This is a genomic window from Enterobacter sp. FUJ80071 (genome assembly GCF_038739915.1).
GTDB classification, from domain to species: domain Bacteria; phylum Pseudomonadota; class Gammaproteobacteria; order Enterobacterales; family Enterobacteriaceae; genus Enterobacter; species Enterobacter kobei.
The window spans coordinates 3581217-3601444 of the sequence record NZ_JBBXKH010000001.1 but is presented as its reverse complement, the minus strand read 5'-3'; the positions used below and the strand labels follow the sequence as shown (position 1 = coordinate 3601444).

Annotated in this window: 24 protein-coding genes and 1 other annotated feature; of the genes, 13 read left to right on the top strand and 11 right to left on the bottom strand. The window is 53.3% G+C overall.

Going from position 1 to position 20228, the window contains the following annotated elements:
• Positions 1-41: 41 nt before the first annotated feature.
• Positions 42-920 carry an NAD(+) kinase gene (gene nadK / locus AAER43_RS17430; protein ID WP_008502500.1) on the bottom strand — a complete coding sequence of 293 codons (879 nt, stop codon included), beginning with the start codon at positions 918-920 and terminating at the stop codon, positions 42-44.
• A gap of 122 nt (positions 921-1042) precedes the next feature.
• Here nadK and grpE point away from each other — a divergent pair, with 122 nt between their 5' ends.
• Positions 1043-1636, top strand: coding sequence for a nucleotide exchange factor GrpE (grpE, locus tag AAER43_RS17425; RefSeq protein ID WP_014884881.1), 594 nt, complete (start codon positions 1043-1045; stop codon positions 1634-1636).
• A 51-nt stretch (positions 1637-1687) separates the two neighbouring features.
• Here grpE and AAER43_RS17420 read toward each other — a convergent pair whose 3' ends face one another.
• Complete coding sequence (locus AAER43_RS17420) at positions 1688-2974, bottom strand: HlyC/CorC family transporter (RefSeq protein ID WP_032629440.1); 1287 nt, start codon at positions 2972-2974, stop codon at positions 1688-1690.
• Between the two features lie 18 nt (positions 2975-2992).
• Positions 2993-3784 (bottom strand): inner membrane protein YpjD, encoded by a 792-nt coding sequence (locus AAER43_RS17415; RefSeq protein WP_014884879.1) that lies wholly within the window; start codon positions 3782-3784, stop codon positions 2993-2995.
• Positions 3785-3950: 166 nt separating this feature from the next.
• Here AAER43_RS17415 and ffh point away from each other — a divergent pair, with 166 nt between their 5' ends.
• The 7 genes from ffh (at position 3951) to AAER43_RS17380 (ending at position 9368) form a co-directional block, all read left to right on the top strand.
• Positions 3951-5312, top strand: a complete 1362-nt coding sequence (gene ffh / locus AAER43_RS17410) for a signal recognition particle protein (protein ID WP_014884878.1) — start codon at positions 3951-3953, stop codon at positions 5310-5312.
• A gap of 116 nt (positions 5313-5428) precedes the next feature.
• Positions 5429-5677 carry a 30S ribosomal protein S16 gene (gene rpsP, locus AAER43_RS17405; RefSeq protein ID WP_003863133.1) on the top strand — a complete coding sequence of 83 codons (249 nt, stop codon included), beginning with the start codon at positions 5429-5431 and terminating at the stop codon, positions 5675-5677.
• Positions 5678-5692: 15 nt separating this feature from the next.
• Positions 5693-6232: a ribosome maturation factor RimM gene (rimM, locus tag AAER43_RS17400; protein ID WP_028014127.1), complete on the top strand. Its 540-nt coding sequence runs from the start codon at positions 5693-5695 to the stop codon at positions 6230-6232.
• Between the two features lie 31 nt (positions 6233-6263).
• Positions 6264-7031 carry a tRNA (guanosine(37)-N1)-methyltransferase TrmD gene (gene trmD / locus AAER43_RS17395; RefSeq protein ID WP_014884877.1) on the top strand — a complete coding sequence of 256 codons (768 nt, stop codon included), beginning with the start codon at positions 6264-6266 and terminating at the stop codon, positions 7029-7031.
• Between the two features lie 43 nt (positions 7032-7074).
• Positions 7075-7422 carry a 50S ribosomal protein L19 gene (rplS, locus tag AAER43_RS17390; RefSeq protein ID WP_002914145.1) on the top strand — a complete coding sequence of 116 codons (348 nt, stop codon included), beginning with the start codon at positions 7075-7077 and terminating at the stop codon, positions 7420-7422.
• Between the two features lie 132 nt (positions 7423-7554).
• The gene (locus AAER43_RS17385; protein ID WP_050863236.1) at positions 7555-7959 is read left to right on the top strand and encodes a DUF2946 domain-containing protein; all 405 of its coding nucleotides are present in this window, start codon (positions 7555-7557) and stop codon (positions 7957-7959) included.
• A gap of 38 nt (positions 7960-7997) precedes the next feature.
• Positions 7998-9368: a PepSY-associated TM helix domain-containing protein gene (locus AAER43_RS17380; protein ID WP_050863235.1), complete on the top strand. Its 1371-nt coding sequence runs from the start codon at positions 7998-8000 to the stop codon at positions 9366-9368.
• 2 nt (positions 9369-9370) lie between these two features.
• On the opposite strand, the gene AAER43_RS17375 is transcribed toward AAER43_RS17380, so the two are convergent.
• The 4 genes from AAER43_RS17375 to AAER43_RS17360 all read right to left on the bottom strand — a co-directional run bounded on the left by AAER43_RS17375 (position 9371) and on the right by AAER43_RS17360 (position 12146).
• Positions 9371-9856: an OmpA family protein gene (locus AAER43_RS17375; protein WP_023331110.1), complete on the bottom strand. Its 486-nt coding sequence runs from the start codon at positions 9854-9856 to the stop codon at positions 9371-9373.
• A gap of 12 nt (positions 9857-9868) precedes the next feature.
• Positions 9869-11089 carry a diguanylate cyclase DgcN gene (gene dgcN, locus AAER43_RS17370; protein ID WP_014884873.1) on the bottom strand — a complete coding sequence of 407 codons (1221 nt, stop codon included), beginning with the start codon at positions 11087-11089 and terminating at the stop codon, positions 9869-9871.
• Positions 11082-11570: a YfiR family protein gene (locus AAER43_RS17365; RefSeq protein ID WP_072093817.1), complete on the bottom strand. Its 489-nt coding sequence runs from the start codon at positions 11568-11570 to the stop codon at positions 11082-11084. Before AAER43_RS17365 ends, dgcN begins: the two co-directional genes overlap by 8 nt.
• Before the next feature lie 201 nt (positions 11571-11771).
• The gene (locus AAER43_RS17360; protein ID WP_050863234.1) at positions 11772-12146 is read right to left on the bottom strand and encodes a DUF2799 domain-containing protein; all 375 of its coding nucleotides are present in this window, start codon (positions 12144-12146) and stop codon (positions 11772-11774) included.
• Positions 12147-12360: 214 nt separating this feature from the next.
• Here AAER43_RS17360 and aroF point away from each other — a divergent pair, with 214 nt between their 5' ends.
• From aroF to AAER43_RS17345, 3 genes are read left to right on the top strand one after another with little or no spacing between them, the layout of a single operon-like run.
• A complete protein-coding gene (gene aroF / locus AAER43_RS17355) occupies positions 12361-13431 on the top strand; it encodes a 3-deoxy-7-phosphoheptulonate synthase AroF (protein WP_014884870.1) in 1071 nt (356 codons plus the stop codon).
• A 10-nt stretch (positions 13432-13441) separates the two neighbouring features.
• On the top strand, positions 13442-14563 hold the full coding sequence (gene tyrA / locus AAER43_RS17350; protein WP_023337646.1) for a bifunctional chorismate mutase/prephenate dehydrogenase: 1122 nt from the start codon (positions 13442-13444) through the stop codon (positions 14561-14563).
• A gap of 60 nt (positions 14564-14623) precedes the next feature.
• A complete protein-coding gene (locus AAER43_RS17345) occupies positions 14624-15496 on the top strand; it encodes an SMP-30/gluconolactonase/LRE family protein (protein ID WP_023331107.1) in 873 nt (290 codons plus the stop codon).
• Here the strand turns inward: AAER43_RS17345 and pheA are convergent.
• The 4 genes from pheA to bamD all read right to left on the bottom strand — a co-directional run bounded on the left by pheA (position 15493) and on the right by bamD (position 18259).
• Entirely contained in the window at positions 15493-16653 is a 1161-nt protein-coding gene (gene pheA, locus AAER43_RS17340) for a bifunctional chorismate mutase/prephenate dehydratase (RefSeq protein ID WP_050863233.1), read from the bottom strand. The two genes, AAER43_RS17345 and pheA, sit on opposite strands and share 4 nt — an antisense overlap.
• A gap of 30 nt (positions 16654-16683) precedes the next feature.
• Positions 16684-16809: a sequence feature (Phe leader region), on the bottom strand.
• Complete coding sequence (gene pheL, locus AAER43_RS17335; protein ID WP_100249759.1) at positions 16761-16808, bottom strand: pheA operon leader peptide PheL; 48 nt, start codon at positions 16806-16808, stop codon at positions 16761-16763. (Overlaps the previous feature by 48 nt.)
• A gap of 103 nt (positions 16810-16912) precedes the next feature.
• Positions 16913-17254, bottom strand: coding sequence for a ribosome-associated translation inhibitor RaiA (raiA, locus tag AAER43_RS17330; RefSeq protein ID WP_014884866.1), 342 nt, complete (start codon positions 17252-17254; stop codon positions 16913-16915).
• 267 nt (positions 17255-17521) lie between these two features.
• The gene (gene bamD / locus AAER43_RS17325) at positions 17522-18259 is read right to left on the bottom strand and encodes an outer membrane protein assembly factor BamD (RefSeq protein WP_014884865.1); all 738 of its coding nucleotides are present in this window, start codon (positions 18257-18259) and stop codon (positions 17522-17524) included.
• A 131-nt stretch (positions 18260-18390) separates the two neighbouring features.
• On the opposite strand from bamD, the gene rluD reads away from it, so the two are divergent.
• Both rluD and yfiH read left to right on the top strand, forming a co-directional pair.
• Positions 18391-19371 carry a 23S rRNA pseudouridine(1911/1915/1917) synthase RluD gene (gene rluD, locus AAER43_RS17320; protein ID WP_014884864.1) on the top strand — a complete coding sequence of 327 codons (981 nt, stop codon included), beginning with the start codon at positions 18391-18393 and terminating at the stop codon, positions 19369-19371.
• A complete protein-coding gene (gene yfiH, locus AAER43_RS17315; RefSeq protein ID WP_045269715.1) occupies positions 19368-20099 on the top strand; it encodes a purine nucleoside phosphorylase YfiH in 732 nt (243 codons plus the stop codon). The genes rluD and yfiH overlap by 4 nt, the downstream gene beginning before the upstream one ends.
• The last annotated feature ends 129 nt before the right edge of the window (positions 20100-20228 follow it).

Genomic DNA, 20228 nt, shown 5'->3' with positions numbered 1-20228 from the left:
TATAAACTGGTTTTTTATACAGTAAAGTCCTGGATGTAAAATCAGAACAATTTTTTTGACCAGCCGAGCTTCGAGCTTAATGTGTTGAAATAGCTGTAATCTTTCGGGTGAATCAGGTTCAGGTGGTAATCGCATCGGCGAATGAGGACATCTTCACCTTCCTGGATCGGCAGCGCAATCTGGCTGTCGCAACTGATCTCCAGGTCGTTACGGCGGTGCGAGAAGCGCAGACGTATCGTGCTGTCACCGTTGATGACCAACGGGCGGGCGGAGAGCGTGTGCGGGAACATCGGCACCAGGGTAATGGCATCCAGCGAGGGCGTCAGAATGGGGCCACCCGCAGAAAGTGAGTAGGCGGTAGAGCCGGTTGGGGTGGAGATAATCAGCCCGTCAGAGCGCTGCGAGAAGGCAAAGATTTCGTCGATATAGACTTCGAACTCAATCATATGCGCCACTTTACCAGGGTGAAGTACGACCTCGTTAATCGCGGTGCTGATGCGCTTCTGGCAGTCCTGCTGGCACACCTGCGCTTCCAGTAAGAAGCGCTTTTCGCTGATATAGTGACCTTCCAGCACGTCAGCCAGTTGCTGTTGCGCGTTGTCCGGGTCGAGATCGGTTAAAAAGCCGAGATTGCCTCGGTTGATGCCGATAACCTTGATGTCATAGCGCGCCAGCGTGCGTGCGGCACCTAGCATGTTTCCGTCACCGCCCACCACCACGGCGAGATCGGCCTGTTGACCAATCTCTGCCAGGGTGCCGGTTTTGACGCTCTTGAGCTGCAGCTCCTGCGCAATCTGCTGCTCGACCATCACTTCATAGCCTTTGCTACACAACCAGCGATACAACATTTCATGTGTCGTCAATGCGGTAGGGTGACGCGGATGCCCGACGATCCCAATACACCTGAAATGATTATTCATTTTCTGGAGGTCCTTGTGCCTGATGAATGATGACAATCTCTCTTGTTCCCTTGAATCCAGGAAACTGATCCCCATAATAAGCGAAGTTAGCGAGATGAATGCAGAAAAACGCGGAGAAATTCATGAGTAGTAAAGAACAGAAAACGCCTGAGGGGCAAGCCCCTGAAGAAATTATCACGGAACAGCACGATGAAGTTGAGGCAGTAGAGCCAGACGCATCTGCTGAGCAGGTGGACCCGCGCGATGAAAAAATTGCGAATCTGGAAGCCCAACTGGTAGAAGCACAGAATCGCGAACGCGAAAGTGTTCTGCGCATTAAGGCGGAAATGGAAAACCTGCGTCGTCGTACCGAGCAGGACGTTGAGAAGGCGCATAAATTCGCGCTGGAGAAATTCGTCAACGAACTGCTGCCGGTGATTGATAGCCTCGATCGCGCCCTGGAAGTGGCTGATAAAGCGAACCCGGACAATGCGGCGATGATCGAAGGTATCGAACTGACGCTGAAATCCATGCTCGACGTGGTGCGTAAGTTTGGCGTGGAAGTGATTGCCGATACCAACGTTCCGCTGGATCCAAACGTCCACCAGGCGATTGCGATGGTCGAATCTGAAGAGATTGAAGCCGGTAAAGTGCTGGGCGTGATGCAGAAAGGGTATACCCTGAACGGCCGTACCATTCGCGCTGCGATGGTGACCGTGGCGAAAGCGAAAGCGTAATTTGCTACCTGTAGTGCCGGGTGGCGGCGTTCGCCTTACCCGGCCTACATTTTATTCGGCAATACTTTCCCGAAGCGGCGTGACGGGCAGAACCTTCACCTGCTTAATCATATTGTCCTGCACGTCCAGGATATCAATATCGTACTGCTCAATGCGCACCCGCGTGCCTGCCGCCGGGATCTCCTCCAGCGCTTCCAGAATCATCCCGTTAATCGTACGCGCTTCATCTTCCGGCAAATGCCAGTTAAAGGCTTTATTGAGTTCGCGAATGTTCGCGCTCCCGTCAATCAGCACTGAACCGTCGTTTTGCGGGGTGACCTCTTCCGCGAGAGAAGGCGACATTGACGTAGTAAAGTCGCCGACTATCTCTTCCAGAATATCTTCGACCGTCACCAGTCCCTGAATGTCGCCGTATTCATTGACGACCAGGCCGACTTTTTTCTTGTTGCGCTGGAATTTAACCAGCTGCGTGCTGAGCGGTGTTCCTTCCGGCACATAGTAAATTTCGTCGGCGGCGCGCAGCATAACCTCTTTGGTGAACTCTTTTTTCTCGGTCATCAGACGATACGCTTCACGCACGCGCAGCATGCTGATGGCGTCATCCAGCGAGTCGCGATAGAGCACGATGCGCCCGTGCGGGGAGTGCGTCAGCTGGCGGACGATGGCTTTCCAGTCATCGTTGATGTCGATACCGACGATTTCGTTCCGCGGCACCATGATGTCGTTCACGCTCACTTTTTCCAGATCCAGCACCGACAGGAGCATGTCCTGATTGCGCCGGGAAATCTGCGTGCGGGATTCGTGCACGATGGTGCGCAGTTCCTCTTTGCTGAGCGCGCTGCTGATGGTGACATCGGCTTTGATGCCCACCATCCGCATCAGTACGCGCGTCACCATATTCAGCAACCAGACCAGCGGCATCATCAGGATTTGCAGCGGCGCCAGCAGGAAGCTGCTCGGGTAGGCGACTTTCTCCGGGTAAAGCGCGGCGATGGTCTTAGGCAGCACTTCAGCAAACACCAGTACCACAAACGTCAGCACACCGGTGGCGATAGCGACCCCGGCGTTGCCGTACAGGCGCATACCGACGATGGTGCCCAGAGCAGAGGCAAGAATATTGACGAGGTTGTTACCGATGAGCACCAGGCTTATCAGTTGATCCGGCTTGCGGAGCAGTTTTTCAACGCGACGTGCGGCACGGTTACCCTGTTTGGCACGATGACGTAACCGGTAGCGGTTTAGGGTCATCATGCCGGTTTCCGAGCCGGAGAAATAGGCGGAGATGACCACCATGACGATCAGGATAACGATCAGCGTGGTGGTAGAGATGTGTTCCAGGGGGAACTCCTTTGTTTCTTAGCCAGCAAATTGCTGTATGAAGCGGCTGCCAAAATAGGCAAGGGTGAGAATGCCCGCCCCCGCGACGTTGAACCAGACCACGCGGCGACCGCGCCAGCCTTCATGATAATGGCCCCATAACAGGACAATATAGACAAACCACGCGATGATGGAGAGCACCGCTTTATCGATATTCTCCACGCTGAACAGGTTCTTCATGTAGAACAGGCCTGTGCAGAGCGTGAGCGTCAGCAGCACCACCCCGACCTGGGTGATGTGGAACATCTTACGCTCAATGACCATCAGCGGCGGCATTTCATGGTTAAACGCCAGCTTTTTGTTTTTCAACTGGTAGTCAATCCAGGCGAGCTGCATGGCGTAAAGCGCCGCGATGATTAACGTCGCGTAGGCAAACAGCGACAGGCCGATATGCACCAGCATCCCCGGCGTCGCTTCCAGATGCGTAATGAATTCATTGGGCATAAAGGTGGCTAAGGCCAGATTGATCAGCGCGAAGGTATAGACAATCGGTAGCAGCAGCCAGCCGCGATTTTTAGACGCCACGATGGTCATTACCGTACAGATCATCAAACTGACCAGCGAGCCGACGTTGAGGACGCTCAGGTTTTGCACGCTGCCGTCGCCGGGGATGATACGTGATTCCAGCGCAAACGCGTGGCTTATCAGTGCGATCACCGCGGAAAGAATAGCCATGCGCCGCCAGCCGCTGTTTTTTTGCAGCAGTCCGGGAACGATCAGCGCGAGGCTGACAGAGTAGGCAACAAGGGCGATCAGTGCGAAAACAGGCATATAGGCATCGACAGTTGTCTTAATAAGAAAGAGAAGCAGTATAACGTTACGTGACGCCTGCTCCAACCGTTGCATAACAACAAAGACGCCTTCATGTTATACTCCGGCAAAATTCTGTGTATGTGTCGCTCAATGCGGCCCAACGTTTCTACTCAGGCGAGAGACAATGTTTGATAATTTAACCGATCGTTTGTCGCGCACGCTGCGCAACATCAGCGGCCGCGGACGCCTTACTGAAGAGAACATCAAGGAAACGCTGCGCGAAGTGCGCATGGCGCTGCTGGAAGCAGACGTCGCGTTGCCGGTTGTTCGTGATTTTATCAACCGCGTTAAAGAGAAGGCGGTTGGTCATGAAGTTAACAAGAGCCTGACCCCGGGTCAGGAGTTCGTCAAAATCGTTCGTAACGAACTGGTTTCGGCGATGGGCGAAGAGAACCAGGTGCTTAACCTGGCGGCTCAGCCACCAGCCGTGGTGCTGATGGCGGGCCTGCAGGGGGCGGGTAAAACGACCAGCGTCGGTAAGCTGGGTAAATTCCTGCGTGAGAAGCACAAGAAAAAAGTGCTGGTGGTCTCTGCGGACGTCTATCGCCCGGCGGCGATCAAACAGCTGGAAACCCTGGCCGAGCAGGTTGGTGTGGATTTCTTCCCGTCAGACGTGGCCCAGAAGCCTGTCGACATCGTTAACGCCGCGCTGAAAGAGGCGAAGCTGAAATTCTACGACGTGCTGCTGGTGGATACCGCCGGTCGTCTGCACGTTGACGAAGCGATGATGGATGAGATCAAGCAGGTGCATGCCTCTATCAACCCGGTAGAGACCCTGTTTGTTGTCGACGCCATGACCGGTCAGGATGCGGCGAATACCGCGAAAGCGTTTAACGAAGCGCTGCCGTTAACCGGCGTGGTGCTGACCAAAGTGGACGGCGACGCCCGCGGCGGTGCGGCGCTCTCGATTCGCCATATCACCGGTAAGCCGATTAAATTCCTTGGCGTGGGCGAGAAAACCGAAGCGCTGGAGCCGTTCCACCCGGATCGTATTGCCTCCCGTATCCTCGGCATGGGCGACGTGCTGTCGCTGATTGAAGATATCGAGAGCAAGGTTGACCGTGCGCAGGCGGAAAAACTCGCCAGCAAGCTGAAAAAAGGCGACGGTTTCGATCTGACCGACTTCCTTGAGCAGTTGCGCCAGATGAAAAACATGGGCGGCATGGCCAGCCTGATGGGCAAACTGCCGGGCATGGGGCAGATCCCAGACAACGTGAAAGCGCAGATGGATGACAAAGTGCTGGTGCGTATGGAGGCGATCATCAACTCGATGACGTTGAAAGAACGCGCTAACCCGGACATCATCAAAGGTTCCCGTAAACGCCGTATCGCAGCCGGTTGCGGCATGCAGGTGCAGGACGTTAACCGCCTTCTGAAACAGTTCGACGACATGCAGCGCATGATGAAGAAAATGAAGAAAGGCGGCATGGCGAAGATGATGCGCGGGATGAAAGGCATGATGCCACCCGGCTTTCCTGGGCGATAATCGCTTTTGAGATTGCTTTTTGCCCGAAAATGAGTAAAATTTTCGGGCTTTTAATATGACACCCGGGCTCCGTTCCTCGATGGGGCCCGGTTGTTTTATTCACACAAGAGGATGTTATGGTAACTATTCGTTTAGCTCGTCACGGCGCTAAAAAGCGTCCGTTCTACCAGGTTGTTGTCACTGACAGCCGTAATGCACGCAATGGTCGCTTCATCGAGCGCGTTGGTTTCTTCAACCCACTGGCCGCTGGCGCAGAAGAAGAAACTCGTCTGGATCTGGATCGTATCGCTCACTGGGTTGGCCAGGGCGCTACTGTTTCCGATCGCGTTGCTACGCTGATCAAAGCAGCAAACAAAGCAGCTTAATCTGTCACGGTGGTCATGATGAGCAATAAAGCACCTGTTGAACCGATCGTATTGGGAAAAATGGGTTCTTGCTACGGTATCCGTGGTTGGCTCAGAGTGTTTTCCTCCACTGAAGACGCTGATAGCATTTTTGATTACCAGCCCTGGTTTATCCAGAAAGCCGGTAAGTGGGAAGAGGTCGAGCTGGAAAGCTGGCGTCACCACAATCAGGACATCATCATCAAGCTGAAAGGCATTGACGATCGTGATGCCGCGAATGCGCTGACTAATTGTGAAATTGTCGTGGATTCGTCGCAGTTGCCGCAGCTGGAAGAGGGCGACTACTACTGGAAAGACCTTATGGGTTGCCAGGTAGTCACTACCGAAGGCTACAGCCTGGGAAAAGTCATCGATATGATGGAAACCGGGTCAAATGACGTTCTCGTCATTAAGGCAAACCTGAAAGATGCATTTGGCATCAAGGAGCGGTTGGTTCCGTTCCTCGATGGACAGGTTATCAAGAAAGTCGATCTCGCTACTCAAACCATTGAAGTAGATTGGGATCCTGGTTTTTAAATTCTCCGGATAAACGGTAAAAGACGGCGCTATGTGGATTGGCATAATTAGCCTGTTTCCTGAAATGTTCCGCGCGATTACCGATTACGGGGTAACTGGCCGGGCAGTAAAGAATGGCCTGCTGAGCATCCAGAGCTGGAGTCCTCGTGACTTCACGCATGACCGGCACCGTACCGTGGACGATCGTCCTTACGGCGGCGGACCGGGGATGTTGATGATGGTGCAACCCTTGCGGGATGCCATTCACACAGCAAAAGCCGCGGCAGGTGAAGGCGCAAAGGTGATTTATCTGTCACCTCAGGGACGCAAGCTTGATCAAGCGGGCGTGAGCGAACTGGCGACGAATCAAAAGCTGATTCTGGTCTGTGGTCGCTACGAAGGGATAGATGAGCGCGTAATTCAAACCGAGATTGACGAAGAATGGTCTATCGGCGATTACGTTCTCAGCGGTGGTGAGTTACCAGCGATGACGCTGATTGACTCCGTTGCCCGGTTCATTCCGGGTGTACTGGGCCATGAAGCTTCGGCAACGGAAGATTCCTTTGCCGATGGGTTGCTGGACTGCCCACACTATACTCGTCCTGAAGTGTTAGAAGGGATGGAAGTCCCGGCGGTGTTACTGTCTGGAAACCATGCCGAGATACGTCGCTGGCGTTTGAAGCAGTCGCTGGGCCGAACCTGGCTTAGAAGACCTGAACTTCTGGAAAACCTGGCTCTGACTGAAGAGCAAGCAAAGTTGCTGGCCGAGTTCAAAACTGAACACGCGAACCAGCAGCATGAACATGATGGGAAGGCGTAATACGCTCCCGAATATCAGTTTACCCAGGATAAGAGATTAAATTATGAGCAACATTATTAAGCAACTTGAACAAGAGCAGATGAAGCAGGACGTACCTTCCTTCCGTCCAGGTGACACCGTGGAAGTGAAAGTATGGGTTGTTGAAGGTTCCAAAAAACGTCTGCAGGCATTCGAGGGCGTGGTTATCGCTATTCGTAACCGCGGTCTGCACTCTGCATTCACTGTTCGTAAAATTTCCAACGGCGAAGGCGTTGAGCGTGTCTTCCAGACTCACTCTCCGGTAGTTGACAGCATTGCTGTTAAACGTCGTGGTGCTGTACGTAAAGCTAAACTGTACTACCTGCGTGAGCGTACTGGTAAGTCTGCTCGTATTAAAGAGCGTCTGAACTAAGATTCGCTTAAGCGACATCCTGTTAGAAAGGGCTGGCCAAAAGGCCGGCCCTTTTTTTATCGTATCGCACCTCTCGCATTAACCCTTTTGTCATAAATCATTTACAATGCTTGCCTCTTGAATGGAGGGAAAGTGGGCAACGTACTGCATCAGCACACCTGGAAACGCGCAGCGGCCTTGACCGCCCTGTTTGCGATCCTGCTGATCGTGATAGCGCCGCTTATCTCCGTCTCCTTGCAGAAAGATCCCATGAGTGCCATGCTGGGCATGCATCATGACATGAGCATGATGTCGATGGACGCGCATCATGGCGATACGCCGCATACGATGCCTGTCGACCATGCGGAAGCGTGCGGTTACTGCGTGCTGTTAGCGCATGTACCTGGCATGATGCTGGCGCTGATCGTCCTGCTCTGCGTGGTGCTGCAACGGCTTCGCCTTAAGCCGCCGCGTCAGGCGGTCAGCCACTGGCACTTTTTCCCCTGGCTTTACCCCGATACCCGCGCGCCGCCGCGGCAGTCTGCTTTCTCCCTTTAAAAAAATATCGATAACTTTTTGCCTTAAAAAGGAAAAGTATGACTACCTGCACACCGCGCTCGGCATGGGGAAACCTGCTGCGTCGCCTCCATTTCTACATCGGGCTGTTTGTTGGCCCGTTTATCTTCTTCGCTGCGTTAACCGGTACGCTGTATGTGGCGACGCCACAGCTGGAAAATGTCCTCTATCGGCACGCGCTCCACACCGATTCCGCGGGCGAGCCGCAGCCGCTGGCGAACCAAATTGCCGTGGCGGAAAAAATCGTGGGTTCAGATTTGCGTTTGCACGCCGTTCGTCCGGGGCTGGTTGAAGGCGAAACCACCCGCGTGATGTTTGCTGACCCGACGCTGGGGCCATCGGAAAACCGGGCTATCTTTGTCGATCCGGTAAATCTGGCGGTGCTGGGGGATATGACGGTGTACGGCACCAGCGGGATTTTACCGCTGCGCCAGACCATCGATTATTTGCATACCTCTTTGATGCTGGGTGATATCGGGCGTCTCTATAGTGAACTGGCCGCGTCGTGGATGTGGGTTGCCGGATTGGGCGGTATTGCCCTGTGGTTTTATACCCGACCGAAACGGCGAATTAACAACCGCTTCCAGAACCGTCGTCGTGTGCATGTGGTATTAGGCTGGATCCTGCTGGGCGGAATGCTGTTGTTCTCCGCAACCGGCCTGACGTGGTCGCAGTGGGCGGGCGGAAACGTCGATAAACTCCGGGCACAAATGAACTGGCTTACGCCTCAGGTGAACACCACGCTTTCAGGTGCGCCTGCCATGATGGACGAACACGCGGAGCATCGCGGTCACCATGCTGGCATGATGATGCCTGAAATGGCGATGGATCTGACGCAATTTGATGGCGTATTAAGCGCGGCGCGTAAAGCGGGGATTGATGCCAGCAAGCTTGAGATCCGCCCGGCGAAAACGGCGGACCGTGCCTGGACCGTGACGGAAATCGATCGCAGCTGGCCAACTCAAGTGGATGCGGTTGCGGTTGATCCCGGTACGATGCAGGTTCTGGACAGAACCCGTTTTGAGGATTTCCCGCTAATGGCAAAACTGACCCGCTGGGGCGTAGATTTCCATATGGGGATTTTATTCGGGCTGGTGAATCAGCTGCTGCTCGTTGCCTTCGGGCTTGCCCTGTGCGTGCTTATCATCTGGGGGTACCGGATGTGGTGGATGCGTCGCCCGGCACAATCGGCAGTCAATCCGGTACAAACGCTTTGTCAGTGCTGGCTGGCGCTGTCAGGATGGGGAAGAGGTGTTACGCTCATCATCAGCGTGCTACTGGGGCTGGCTTTGCCTGTTATGGGGATGAGTCTGGCGCTGTTTATTCTGATCGACTGGCTACGCTGGCGAGCGGCAACAGGCGTGTCGCTCGCCGAATCATCCGCTAAATAACCCTATGGCGTGCTGATAACCACTGATACCCGGCGGTTTTCAGCGCGCCCTTGCGCGGTACTGTTGCTCGCAATCGGGTATTTTTTGCCTAATCCCCGGGTGGTGAGATTCTCGCGCGGGATATTCGCTCCCTTCGCCCATGCGTCGGCAACGGCATTGGCACGCTTTAACGACAGCGCTTCGTTGTAACTTTCTTCGCCGTAATTATCCGTATGACCATCCATTCGAGCGTGATTCAGGCCGGTTTTCGCCAGACGAGAGGCCATGGATTGGATCTGTGTTTCACTTTCGGAACGGAGTCTGGCGTCATTTTTATCAAACAGAATGGTATCCGATAATCCCAGGGACCAGTCGCCGTTCAGTTCGTTAAAACCGTAGGACTTCATCGCTGCAATTTGTTCTGGCGTGAATTTACCTTCAGGCGGCGACTGACAGCCTGCCAGAACCAGTGAGGCCAGGACTAACGGCGCGAAGTATCGTTTTAACATAGTATATCCTTTCTAACTTATTGTTTTTGTACGCTGGTTTTTGACCTGGTACATATTGCGGTCGGCTTTTTCCAGTAATGCTTCAACGGACGCATTTTCCCACGCCAGAGCAAAGCCAATGCTGAGTGACATCGATGCTTTTTGTCCGTTATGCAGATCAAACGGACGGATAAACTGCTGCGATAACGCAGCACAAATGTGTTGAACTTCAAGCTCAGAATGAACGCCGTACAGCACCATGGCAAATTCGTCACCGCCAAGGCGATAGGACTGATGGCGCTTATCGCCAAATTCCACCATCCTGCTGGCGACTTCAATCAGCACGCAGTCTCCTGCCGCGTGTCCCCAGGTGTCATTGATAAACTTAAAATTATCACCATCAAGGAAGAGCAGGGCCGAATTTATTCTCGCCGAAGGGTCGTTCATCAGGGCCGCAATGCTGTTACGAAACGCTGCGCGGTTAGCAAGGCCGGTGAGCGGATCGTGCATGGCGGTACGCAATAGTTGGGCATTTTTCGCCTGAAGCTTAAGCTGCCACTCCTCCATCTCATCCAGGAGGCTGTTGAAGTCTTCACCAAACTGGTGAAATTCTTCGATACGCCCATCTTTCACCCGTCGGGAGAAATTACGGTTTGTACGGACGTCATGCACCACATCGGTGATGTTTTGCAGGGCCGTGACCATGCCGTGATGCAGAGAGTGGGTAATGGCGATCGCGACGACGGTGGCAAAAAGAATACAGCCGGTAAGAACGGCAAACGACATCCAGATGAAGTGGCTAATCAGGCTGTCACGCGCGGTAAGGCGAATTTCGCCGATCATCGAACCGTTATGCATGATTGGCTGTGCAATCGGTACAGGGAAAAGCCAGCGGCTGACCAGCGCCCCCAGCGTGTCGTTATTATCCTTCGGATTCCAGGACCAGTATGCAAAACGCTTTTTGTGTACGTTAATGACTTCTGCTACGGCAAACTGCCCCTGCTTACCCAGGGCTGCGAGGGTTTCATTGGCGGCCAACGAATCGTTGAAAACCAGAGAGGCTTCAAGACTGTGGCTCATGGTGGCGCCGGTTAATTCGAGATTCTTTTGCGCGTATTGTTTTAACGTCACGACGGAAGCAAAACAGAGTAACAGCCATATAAGCGTCATCGTGATGATGACGCTTATCATGCTGTTTCGCCTAAGCGTTCTTTTAAACGTTGGACGTGGCGTCGAGGTGAAATCTTTATCCATGCTGCTTATTCCGTGCAAGCATTAATACATCGGGATTGACCCTGACACCACTGCGCGACAATGCATCCAGATTGACGGAAAACCGCACCTGGCCACGTTCGATTATCAGGCAAAAAGCACTGCCAATAACACATTCCGGATTTTGCTCTGAGATTAATAGCAATGCTCTGCCCTGATATTGACTTATTAATTCAAGTTGTTTTGCCGGCGGTTCAGACCCGAAATAAACAGCATCGCACGTCGCGTCCAGGGCTTCCCGATCGTTACGGACAATAACGGGAGTGTAGGGTAACTCGGTATGCCCTTCATTGCCGCTGAGTGCGTGCGTGTAGTGAGAGGTGGCATAAATGCAAAGCCTGGGCTGTCCGGAAAGTGACGGCCATCGCGTATAGCTCACAATCCCCGAGACAATCGAACGTACCGATTTATCCGTCTCCGTGAGCGCGCCTGCCGTCGCCGGGCCCACCATAAGAAACAGCATTAACACCAGAGTGAGTCGGAACAAAGAGATCAAGTATGAATTTCTCACCAGAATCCGCCGTACCGCTCCGGAAATAGATGTCCTTAAGAGATGCGGGCAGAATACCATTGTTTGTCTGAGCCGTCATTATGTCAGAAATAGCCTTCGGCTGACCTAAGCTAAATCCTACAGTGGTTTATTTTCCAGGGGATAAACACAGACTTAATTAAGTCTGCTGGAACGCATACTTTCGTCCATTCCTTTTTGCCATGACGCACGGAGTTTCACAGCATTTTCAACGCTATCACAACTGGCTGGATAAGATTTGCCCGCTAATCCCCAGGCATGAATAAAACCTTCTTCGCACACTTTCTTCTGACCATCAGCGTAGCCGCGGAGATATTCGCTACGATCAACATCAGGGTCATTAAAACTATCGGCCAGGGTCTGGTTATCTTTAACCACCAGGCCATTCATGGCGTCTTCTTTTCCTGCACTGAACCAGTCCGGACTCGTCCAGTGGGGCTGAAAAGTGTAAGGATTAATCTGGCAGCCCGATAAAAACAGCAACAACAGCACCAGAGCAATTGAGCGCATAGCGATTCTCCTTTTTTCTTCAGCATAGCCTGGCGGAAGAAAAGCGGAGTGTAATTTAAAGTTTACGTATTTAACGGCTGTTTTTTGCTAATAATTAGCTTATGTAAAGTAATATTTACGGATTTTGGATTGAAATCTTTACTTGTTGTGGTATCGTTGCTTCACCTCATCGAGGATAACAACTATCGCAAACGAGCATTACAGGATCGCCATCATGCAAAAAGACGCGCTGAACAACGTACATATCACTGACGAACAGGTTTTAATTACCCCGGATCAACTGAAAGCAGCATTCCCGCTGAGTGCCGCGCAGGAGGCTCAAATTGAGCACTCTCGCCAGACCATTTCTGACATTATCGCTGGTCGCGATCCGCGCCTGCTGGTGGTCTGTGGTCCTTGCTCTATTCACGATCCTGAAACCGCCATTGAGTACGCTCATCGATTTAAAGCATTAGCGGAGGAGGTCAGCGATAGCCTCTATCTGGTGATGCGCGTCTATTTTGAGAAGCCACGCACGACTGTTGGCTGGAAAGGGTTGATTAACGATCCGCACATGGATGGCTCGTTTGATGTGGAAGCAGGGCTGAAGATTGCGCGTCGCCTGCTGGTGGAGCTGGTTAGCATGGGGCTGCCGCTGGCAACCGAAGCGCTTGATCCGAATAGCCCGCAATACCTGGGCGATCTGTTCAGCTGGTCTGCGATTGGTGCGCGGACGACGGAATCGCAAACCCACCGCGAGATGGCGTCTGGTCTGTCGATGCCGGTTGGTTTTAAAAACGGTACCGATGGCAGTCTGGCGACGGCGATCAACGCTATGCGCGCCGCCGCAATGCCGCACCGTTTTGTGGGTATCAACCAGGCGGGCCAGGTGTGCCTCCTGCAAACTCAGGGTAACCCGGACGGTCATGTGATCCTGCGCGGCGGTAAAGCGCCAAACTACAGCCCGGCAGATGTGGCGCAGTGTGAAAAAGAGATGGAGCAGGCGGGACTGCGCCCGGCACTGATGGTAGATTGCAGTCATGGTAATTCGAATAAAGATTATCGTCGCCAGCCCGCGGTTGCCGAATCCGTGGTCGCACAGATCAAAGACGGCAACCGTTCGATTATCGGTCTGATGATTGAGAGCAACATTCATGAAGGTAATCAGTCATCTGAACAACCGCGCAGTGCGATGAAGCACGGCGTCTCCGTGACGGATGCCTGCATCAGCTGGGAAACCACCGATGCGCTGCTGCGTGAGATCCATAAAGATTTAAATGGCCAGCTGGCGACGCGTCTGGCTTAAGAGGTTAGCTATGGTTGCTGAATTGACCGCATTACGCGATCAAATTGATGAAGTGGACAAGGCGCTGCTGGATCTGCTGGCGCGCCGTATGGCACTGGTTGCTGAAGTCGGTGAAGTAAAAAGTAAATACGGCCTGCCGATTTACGTTCCGGAGCGCGAAGCCTCAATGCTGGCTTCCCGTCGTAAAGAGGCCCAGTCGCTGGGTGTTTCGCCGGATTTGATTGAAGATGTGCTGCGTCGCGTAATGCGCGAATCCTATTCCAGCGAAAACGACAAAGGCTTCAAAACCCTCTGTCCGTCCCTGCGTCCGGTGGTGATTGTCGGCGGCGGCGGGCAGATGGGGCGTCTGTTTGAAAAAATGCTGACGCTTTCTGGCTACCAGGTGCGCATTCTGGAGAAAGAGGACTGGGCCCAGGCGCCAGAACTGATGAAAGACGCGGGAATGGTTATCGTCAGCGTGCCGATCCACGTGACGGAGCAGATCATCGGAAAACTTCCGCCTTTACCGCAGGATTGCATCCTGGTGGACCTCGCTTCTGTCAAAAATGGTCCGCTGCAGGCAATGCTGGCCGCGCATACGGGTCCGGTACTGGGTTTGCACCCGATGTTTGGCCCGGACAGCGGCAGCCTGGCGAAGCAAGTGGTGGTTTACTGCGACGGGCGTCAGCCGGAAGCCTATCAGTGGTTCCTCGAACAGATTCAGGTATGGGGCGCACGACTGCACCGCATCAGCGCGGTTGAGCACGATCAGAACATGGCGTTTATTCAGGCACTGCGCCACTTTGCGACCTTTGCCTACGGTCTGCATCTGGCGGAAGAGAACGTGCAGCTTGAACAGCTGCTGGCGCTCTCATCACCGATCTATCGTCTGGAACTGGCGATGGTTGGACGTCTGTTTGCGCAGGATCCCCAGCTTTACGCCGACATTATTATGTCGTCCGAAAATAATCTGGCACTGATCAAACGTTACTATCAGCGCTTTGGCGAAGCCATTACGCTGCTGGAGCATGGCGACAAGCAGGCGTTTATCGACAGTTTCCGTAAAGTGGAGCATTGGTTCGGTGATTACGCCACGCGTTTCCAGAGCGAGAGCCGCACGCTGTTGCGCCAGGCAAATGACAGTCGCCAGTAATCCGATGATGTATATACTGAAAGCCAGCATTGCTGGCTTTTTTCATTTTGGGGAACTGTCATGGCTGAACCGCAGCTGCTGTTGAATTACACCGGGCACCTGCCTGAGTGTCCGACATGGAGCGCTGAAGAGCATGCGCTCTACTGGGCCGATATCCTGGAAGGCGAAATCCACCGATATCATCTGCCAACGGCAGAACACACCGTGCTCTCTTTCCATGAGGAAGTGGGCTGTTTTGCGTTGCGTGAACGCGGCGGGTTTATCGTGGCCATGCGCAATGGCATCTGGCTTGCCGATAAGCATGGCCTCCTGCAGCGTAAGGTGTGCGATAACCCCTCTAACCCACAGCTGGCGCGTTTTAATGACGGGGGAACCGACAGTATGGGGCGTTTCTATGCGGGGACGTTCTGGGGGCCGGGGGATTACAACGGCGCGTTGCTGATGCGTATCGACAACGATCTGACACCGAAAGTAATCCAGTGTGATATTCACGGGCATAACGGCTTAGCGTTTAGTCCGGATAAGCGGTGGATGTATACCTCCGATACGCCGAATGGGGTGATCTATCGCACTCCGGTTGATGAGCAGGGTGAACCCGGCAGACGCGAGATCTTTCGTCAATTTAAAGAGGGCGAAGGTATACCGGACGGCGCGGCAGTCGATGTGGAAGGCTGCTACTGGAGCGCACTGTTTGACGGCTGGCGTATCGCGCGTTTTTCACCGCAAGGGGAGCAGCTGGAAGAGTATCGCTTGCCTGTACGTTGCCCGACGATGGTCTGCTTTGGCGGCGATGATATGAAAACGCTGTTCATTACGACCACGCGGGAAAATATGGATGCAGAAGAGGTGGCTGAGTATCCGCTCTCCGGCGCCATCTTCACCCTGCCCGTAAATGTGGCAGGGATGAAGAAAAGTCGCTTTATCGAACGTTAGCTTGGATCGACAGGCACGACGTTTTCGCTCGGATAGCAGCCCAGCACTTTCATGGAACGGGTTATCTCACCCAGTTCACGCAGGGCCTTCTGCATGGAGGCAGACTCCAGGTTGGCCTGGATATCGAGATAAAACATCTCCTCCCACGGGTTACCGTGAATTGGACGCGATTCCAGTTTGGTCATGATCAGGTTGTGGTTGCGCAGCACCAGCAGGGCTTCAACCAGTGCACCCGCCTGTTGTCCGGTCGCCATCAGCAGCGTGGTTTTCGCTGGCACCTGGTCTGACACATTGATGGACTTGCGCGCCAGCACCACGAAACGGGTAATATTTTGCGTCTGGTTTGCCAGGTTGCGCTCCAGCACCTGTAAGCCATACAACGCGCCACCCGCCTCGCTACCGAGTGCAGCGACGGTTGGCGAGTTAGCCTGCGCCACTTTTTCCATTGCCGCGGAGGTGCTTTCGGTGTACTCGATTTTCCAGCTCGGATAGCGGTTCAGGAACTGGCTGCACTGCTGGAACGGCTGGGGATGACTGTAGACGGTTTCTATCTTGCTCAGATTGGTTGAGCCGGAGACCAGCACGCAGTGATCGATAGGGATCGTCAGCTCGCCAACCAGCGACAGGCTGGTGTGCTGCAGCAAATCGTAAACGTCGTTGATGGCACCCGAACTGGTGTTTTCAATGGGCACGACGGCGTAATCCGCCTGGCCGGTCTCGACCTGGTTAAAGATATCGGCAAATTTTGCGCAGCCGCTCTCAATAAATTCTTCGAAATGGCGAGCGGCATACTGACGTGCGGCCAGGTGAGAGTAAGAGCCTTTCGGGCCGAGGAAGGCGATACGCGCAGAATGCGGGTTAGTTTTGTTCAGATGCTGCTGGAGCAGCGCTTGCTGAGTGAGAACGGAGTCTTCAATGATGAGCTGGAACAACCGGGTGATGTAATGGGCATCGAGGTGGTGCACTTTGCCGAGCTGGATCAGACGTTCCAGCAGATCGCGTTCGCGGTCAATATCACGTACCGGACGATGGGAGTCCAGTTTGGCTTTCCCTACTTCAACGGCGAGCATGCGACGTTCGGCCAGCAGTGCCAGTAATTTCTCATCCAGCGCGCTGATTTTTACGCGCAGATCCAGTAACGGGTTTTCCGGTGTCATAGTGTCGCCTGTCTCATTTTATCGTTATCAATAAAAAAGGCCCCCCGGTGTGGGAGGCCTTGTTGTTCGTCTTCGCATTCTTTATCACACGACGAAACGCCTCCCGGTCAGGGGAAGGTAAAAAAGAATGCGAAGAAGAACGGCGTAAGTTTCATAACATCATCCTGTGATTGATACCGTTAAAGTACCTGTACTGTTTTCACCCTGTCAATAAAAAACGCGCCCGAAGGCGCGTTGGCGGTACACTCAATTTAAAGGATTACTCTTCTTCAACTTCTTCCGCGAAGCTGGCGTCTTTCACCGAGGATGCGGCGCGACGGGCTTCACCTTTGTGTTGCACTTTATTGAGCTGCCGTTCCAGCTTGTTGATCAAATCGTTAATAGCCGTGTACATATCTTCATGTTTTGCGCTGGCGACCAGATGGCCGTTTGGAGTATTGATAGTTGCGTCAGCGATGAAACCCTGTGGCTCCTTAGACAGAATGATATGCGGGTTAATCAGGTGAGTTTGCCATTTATCCAGTTTGGCGAGACGGTCTGCGACGTGCTGGCGAATTGCCGGAGTAATTTCCATTTGTTTACTGGTAATGTTCATTGTCATAAATTTTACCTCTTGTCTTTCCGTCTTGGTGATTCCAGCATACCCGACCTAATGTCAAAATGTGTGATTTAGATCACGTTATTTTGTCGGTTTTTGTCAGGGAATCTTTTTTGTGAGGCAGGGCAGGAAGAGGTGAGATTTACCTTGTGGAAGGCAAAAATTGCGGTCATAGTTGACGGGATGAGTTGAGATAAAGCGCTTCAGCGAATATCAGAAATGGATACAAAAACGGCAGCCTTCGGGCTGCCGTTTTGCATTGAAGCACTATCAGGTGTTGCTGCTATTAGCGGCGATAATTTTCGCCACTTTTTCAGCCTGAGTGGTCATCTGCATCTGACGGTAAGCATTTTCCATCAGCTTCAGGCCGTCACGCGTTGCCTGAGTATCCGGGTAATCACGCAGCATACCTTCTACGCGGTTAACCACGGCAACCCATGCGCCACGGCGGGTATAGTATTCCGCAACGGAGTATTCATACTTCGCCAGGCGATCTTTCAGGAACACCAGACGTTTGGTCGCGTCGGTCACGTACTGACTGTTTGGATAGCCGCGCACCAGTTTGGAGAAGTCATTGAAGGCATCACGCGCATGCTGGGGATCACGATCGGAACGATCCACGCCGAAGAAGCCCTGCAGAGCACTGTCATCCAGCGCCATGTTGGTCAGACCGCGCATGTACATGACGTAATCGATGTTAGGATGAGTCGGATTCAGACGCATGAAACGATCGATAGTTGCCTGAGCCAGCGGCAGGTCGGCATTTTTGTAGTAGGCGTAGATAAGATCTAATTGTACCTGCTGCGAATACGGACCAAATGGATAGCGATTATCCAACGCTTCCAGTTGCGTTATCGCCTGTTTCCAGTTACCGTCCTGCAACTTTTGTTGTGCAGTCGCATAGATTTCATTCGGCGGATTGTCAGGGACCTGTTCATTCGAACCGGAGCAGCCCACCAAAGCCAGGCTCAACGTGGCCGCTGCCACCAGATATTTCATGCGCGTCATGACGTTTTGACTTTCCTCAAATGTTTGTCCGGGAGAAACTCTGTTCCTGCTCCCGATTAAGACCAGCTACAATAGCACACTATATTAAACGGCAAAGCCGTAAAACCCAACGTTAAACAAAGAAGCAGTTTATGGCACAACGAGTAGAACTCACCGCAACAGTCTCCGAAAATCAGCTCGGTCAACGCTTAGATCAGGCTTTGGCCGAATTGTTCCCTGATTATTCGCGTTCACGCATAAAAGAATGGATCCTTGACCAGCGCGTGCTGGTAAACGGCAAGATCTGGGACAAACCAAAAGAGAAAGTGTTTGGTGGGGAAGCTGTTGCCATCAATGCTGAAATCGAAGAGGAAATCCGCTTCGAGCCGCAGGATATCCCACTGGACATCGTCTATGAAGATGATGACATTCTGGTAATCAACAAGCCGCGCGACCTGGTTGTTCATCCGGGGGCGGGGAACCCTGACGGTACGGTACTTAATGCACTTCTCCATTACTATCCGCCGATTGCTGACGTCCCGCGCGCGGGTATCGTTCACCGTCTGGATAAAGACACCACCGGTCTGATGGTCGTGGCAAAGACCGTTCCTGCTCAGACCCGTCTGGTGGAATCACTGCAGCTGCGTGAAATTACCCGTGAATACGAAGCGGTAGCCATTGGCCACATGACCGCTGGCGGCACGGTAGAAGAACCGATTAGCCGTCACCCGACCAAACGCACTCATATGTCGGTGCACCCGATGGGGAAACCAGCGGTGACGCACTATCGCATTATGGAGCATTTCCGTATTCATACGCGCCTGCGCCTGCGCCTGGAAACCGGTCGTACGCACCAGATCCGTGTTCATATGGCCCACATTACCCATCCGCTGGTGGGGGATCAGGTATACGGCGGTCGTCCGCGTCCGCCAAAAGGCGCATCGGATGAGTTCATCAGCGTACTGCGCAAGTTCGATCGTCAGGCGCTTCACGCGACCATGCTGCGTCTCTATCATCCCATCACCGGTATTCAGATGGAGTGGCATGCGCCTCTCCCACAGGATATGGTGGAACTGATTGACGCCATGCGTGCTGATTTCGAAGAACATAAGGACCATGTGGACTGGTTATGACCAAACTGATTGTCCCGGAGTGGCCACTACCTGAAGGCGTGGCCGCCTGCAGCTCAACCCGTACTGGCGGAGTCAGCCAGGGCGCGTGGGAGTCGTTGAATCTCGGCGCACACTGTGGCGATAACCTGGAGCACGTAGAAGAGAACCGCAGGCGTCTGTTTGCAGCGGGGAATCTGCCCTCGAAACCGGTCTGGCTGGAACAGGTTCATGGTAAAGCGGTGCTGAAGCTGACGGGAGAACCTTACGCGTCTAAACGCGCAGACGCCTCTTACAGCAATACTCCGGGCACGGTTTGTGCCGTTATGACCGCCGATTGTCTGCCGGTTTTGTTCTGTAACCGGGCTGGTACTGAAGTGGCTGCCGCGCATGCAGGCTGGCGTGGATTGTGTGAGGGCGTGCTGGAAGAGACCGTCGCCTGCTTTAACGATGATTCTGCCAATATCATGGCCTGGCTGGGTCCGGCGATTGGCCCTCGTGCTTTTGAAGTGGGGCCGGAAGTTCGCGAAGCATTCATGGAAAAAGATCCGCAAGCCGCTGAGGCTTTTCAGCCTTCCGGTGAAAAATATCTGGCAGATATTTACCAGCTTGCCCGTCAGCGCCTGAATAGCGTCGGTGTCACGCAGATCTTCGGCGGAGATCGCTGTACTTTCACCGAAAAGGGTGATTTTTTCTCTTATCGCCGCGACAAGACTACGGGTCGTATGGCAAGTTTTATTTGGCTGATATAACCTAAAGAATCAAGACGATCCGGAACGTGCCGTTTTCTTTTCACATAATTCAGATCATTAACCTTGAATAATTGAGGGATGACCTCATTTAATCTCCAGTAGCAAATTTGACCTGTTTATGGGAGGAGT

What these genes read in the sequence shown, in the direction of transcription:
- nadK (WP_008502500.1), bottom strand. Translation starts at nt 920, where the DNA reads ATGAATAATCATTTCAGGTGTATTGGGATCGTCGGGCATCCGCGTCAC.
- grpE (WP_014884881.1), top strand. Translation starts at nt 1,043, where the DNA reads ATGAGTAGTAAAGAACAGAAAACGCCTGAGGGGCAAGCCCCTGAAGAA.
- AAER43_RS17415 (WP_014884879.1), bottom strand. Translation starts at nt 3,784, where the DNA reads ATGCCTGTTTTCGCACTGATCGCCCTTGTTGCCTACTCTGTCAGCCTC.
- ffh (WP_014884878.1), top strand. Translation starts at nt 3,951, where the DNA reads ATGTTTGATAATTTAACCGATCGTTTGTCGCGCACGCTGCGCAACATC.
- rpsP (WP_003863133.1), top strand. Translation starts at nt 5,429, where the DNA reads ATGGTAACTATTCGTTTAGCTCGTCACGGCGCTAAAAAGCGTCCGTTC.
- rimM (WP_028014127.1), top strand. Translation starts at nt 5,693, where the DNA reads ATGATGAGCAATAAAGCACCTGTTGAACCGATCGTATTGGGAAAAATG.
- trmD (WP_014884877.1), top strand. Translation starts at nt 6,264, where the DNA reads ATGTGGATTGGCATAATTAGCCTGTTTCCTGAAATGTTCCGCGCGATT.
- rplS (WP_002914145.1), top strand. Translation starts at nt 7,075, where the DNA reads ATGAGCAACATTATTAAGCAACTTGAACAAGAGCAGATGAAGCAGGAC.
- AAER43_RS17380 (WP_050863235.1), top strand. Translation starts at nt 7,998, where the DNA reads ATGACTACCTGCACACCGCGCTCGGCATGGGGAAACCTGCTGCGTCGC.
- AAER43_RS17375 (WP_023331110.1), bottom strand. Translation starts at nt 9,856, where the DNA reads ATGTTAAAACGATACTTCGCGCCGTTAGTCCTGGCCTCACTGGTTCTG.
- dgcN (WP_014884873.1), bottom strand. Translation starts at nt 11,089, where the DNA reads ATGGATAAAGATTTCACCTCGACGCCACGTCCAACGTTTAAAAGAACG.
- AAER43_RS17365 (WP_072093817.1), bottom strand. Translation starts at nt 11,570, where the DNA reads ATGCTGTTTCTTATGGTGGGCCCGGCGACGGCAGGCGCGCTCACGGAG.
- AAER43_RS17360 (WP_050863234.1), bottom strand. Translation starts at nt 12,146, where the DNA reads ATGCGCTCAATTGCTCTGGTGCTGTTGTTGCTGTTTTTATCGGGCTGC.
- aroF (WP_014884870.1), top strand. Translation starts at nt 12,361, where the DNA reads ATGCAAAAAGACGCGCTGAACAACGTACATATCACTGACGAACAGGTT.
- tyrA (WP_023337646.1), top strand. Translation starts at nt 13,442, where the DNA reads ATGGTTGCTGAATTGACCGCATTACGCGATCAAATTGATGAAGTGGAC.
- AAER43_RS17345 (WP_023331107.1), top strand. Translation starts at nt 14,624, where the DNA reads ATGGCTGAACCGCAGCTGCTGTTGAATTACACCGGGCACCTGCCTGAG.
- pheA (WP_050863233.1), bottom strand. Translation starts at nt 16,653, where the DNA reads ATGACACCGGAAAACCCGTTACTGGATCTGCGCGTAAAAATCAGCGCG.
- raiA (WP_014884866.1), bottom strand. Translation starts at nt 17,254, where the DNA reads ATGACAATGAACATTACCAGTAAACAAATGGAAATTACTCCGGCAATT.
- bamD (WP_014884865.1), bottom strand. Translation starts at nt 18,259, where the DNA reads ATGACGCGCATGAAATATCTGGTGGCAGCGGCCACGTTGAGCCTGGCT.
- rluD (WP_014884864.1), top strand. Translation starts at nt 18,391, where the DNA reads ATGGCACAACGAGTAGAACTCACCGCAACAGTCTCCGAAAATCAGCTC.
- yfiH (WP_045269715.1), top strand. Translation starts at nt 19,368, where the DNA reads ATGACCAAACTGATTGTCCCGGAGTGGCCACTACCTGAAGGCGTGGCC.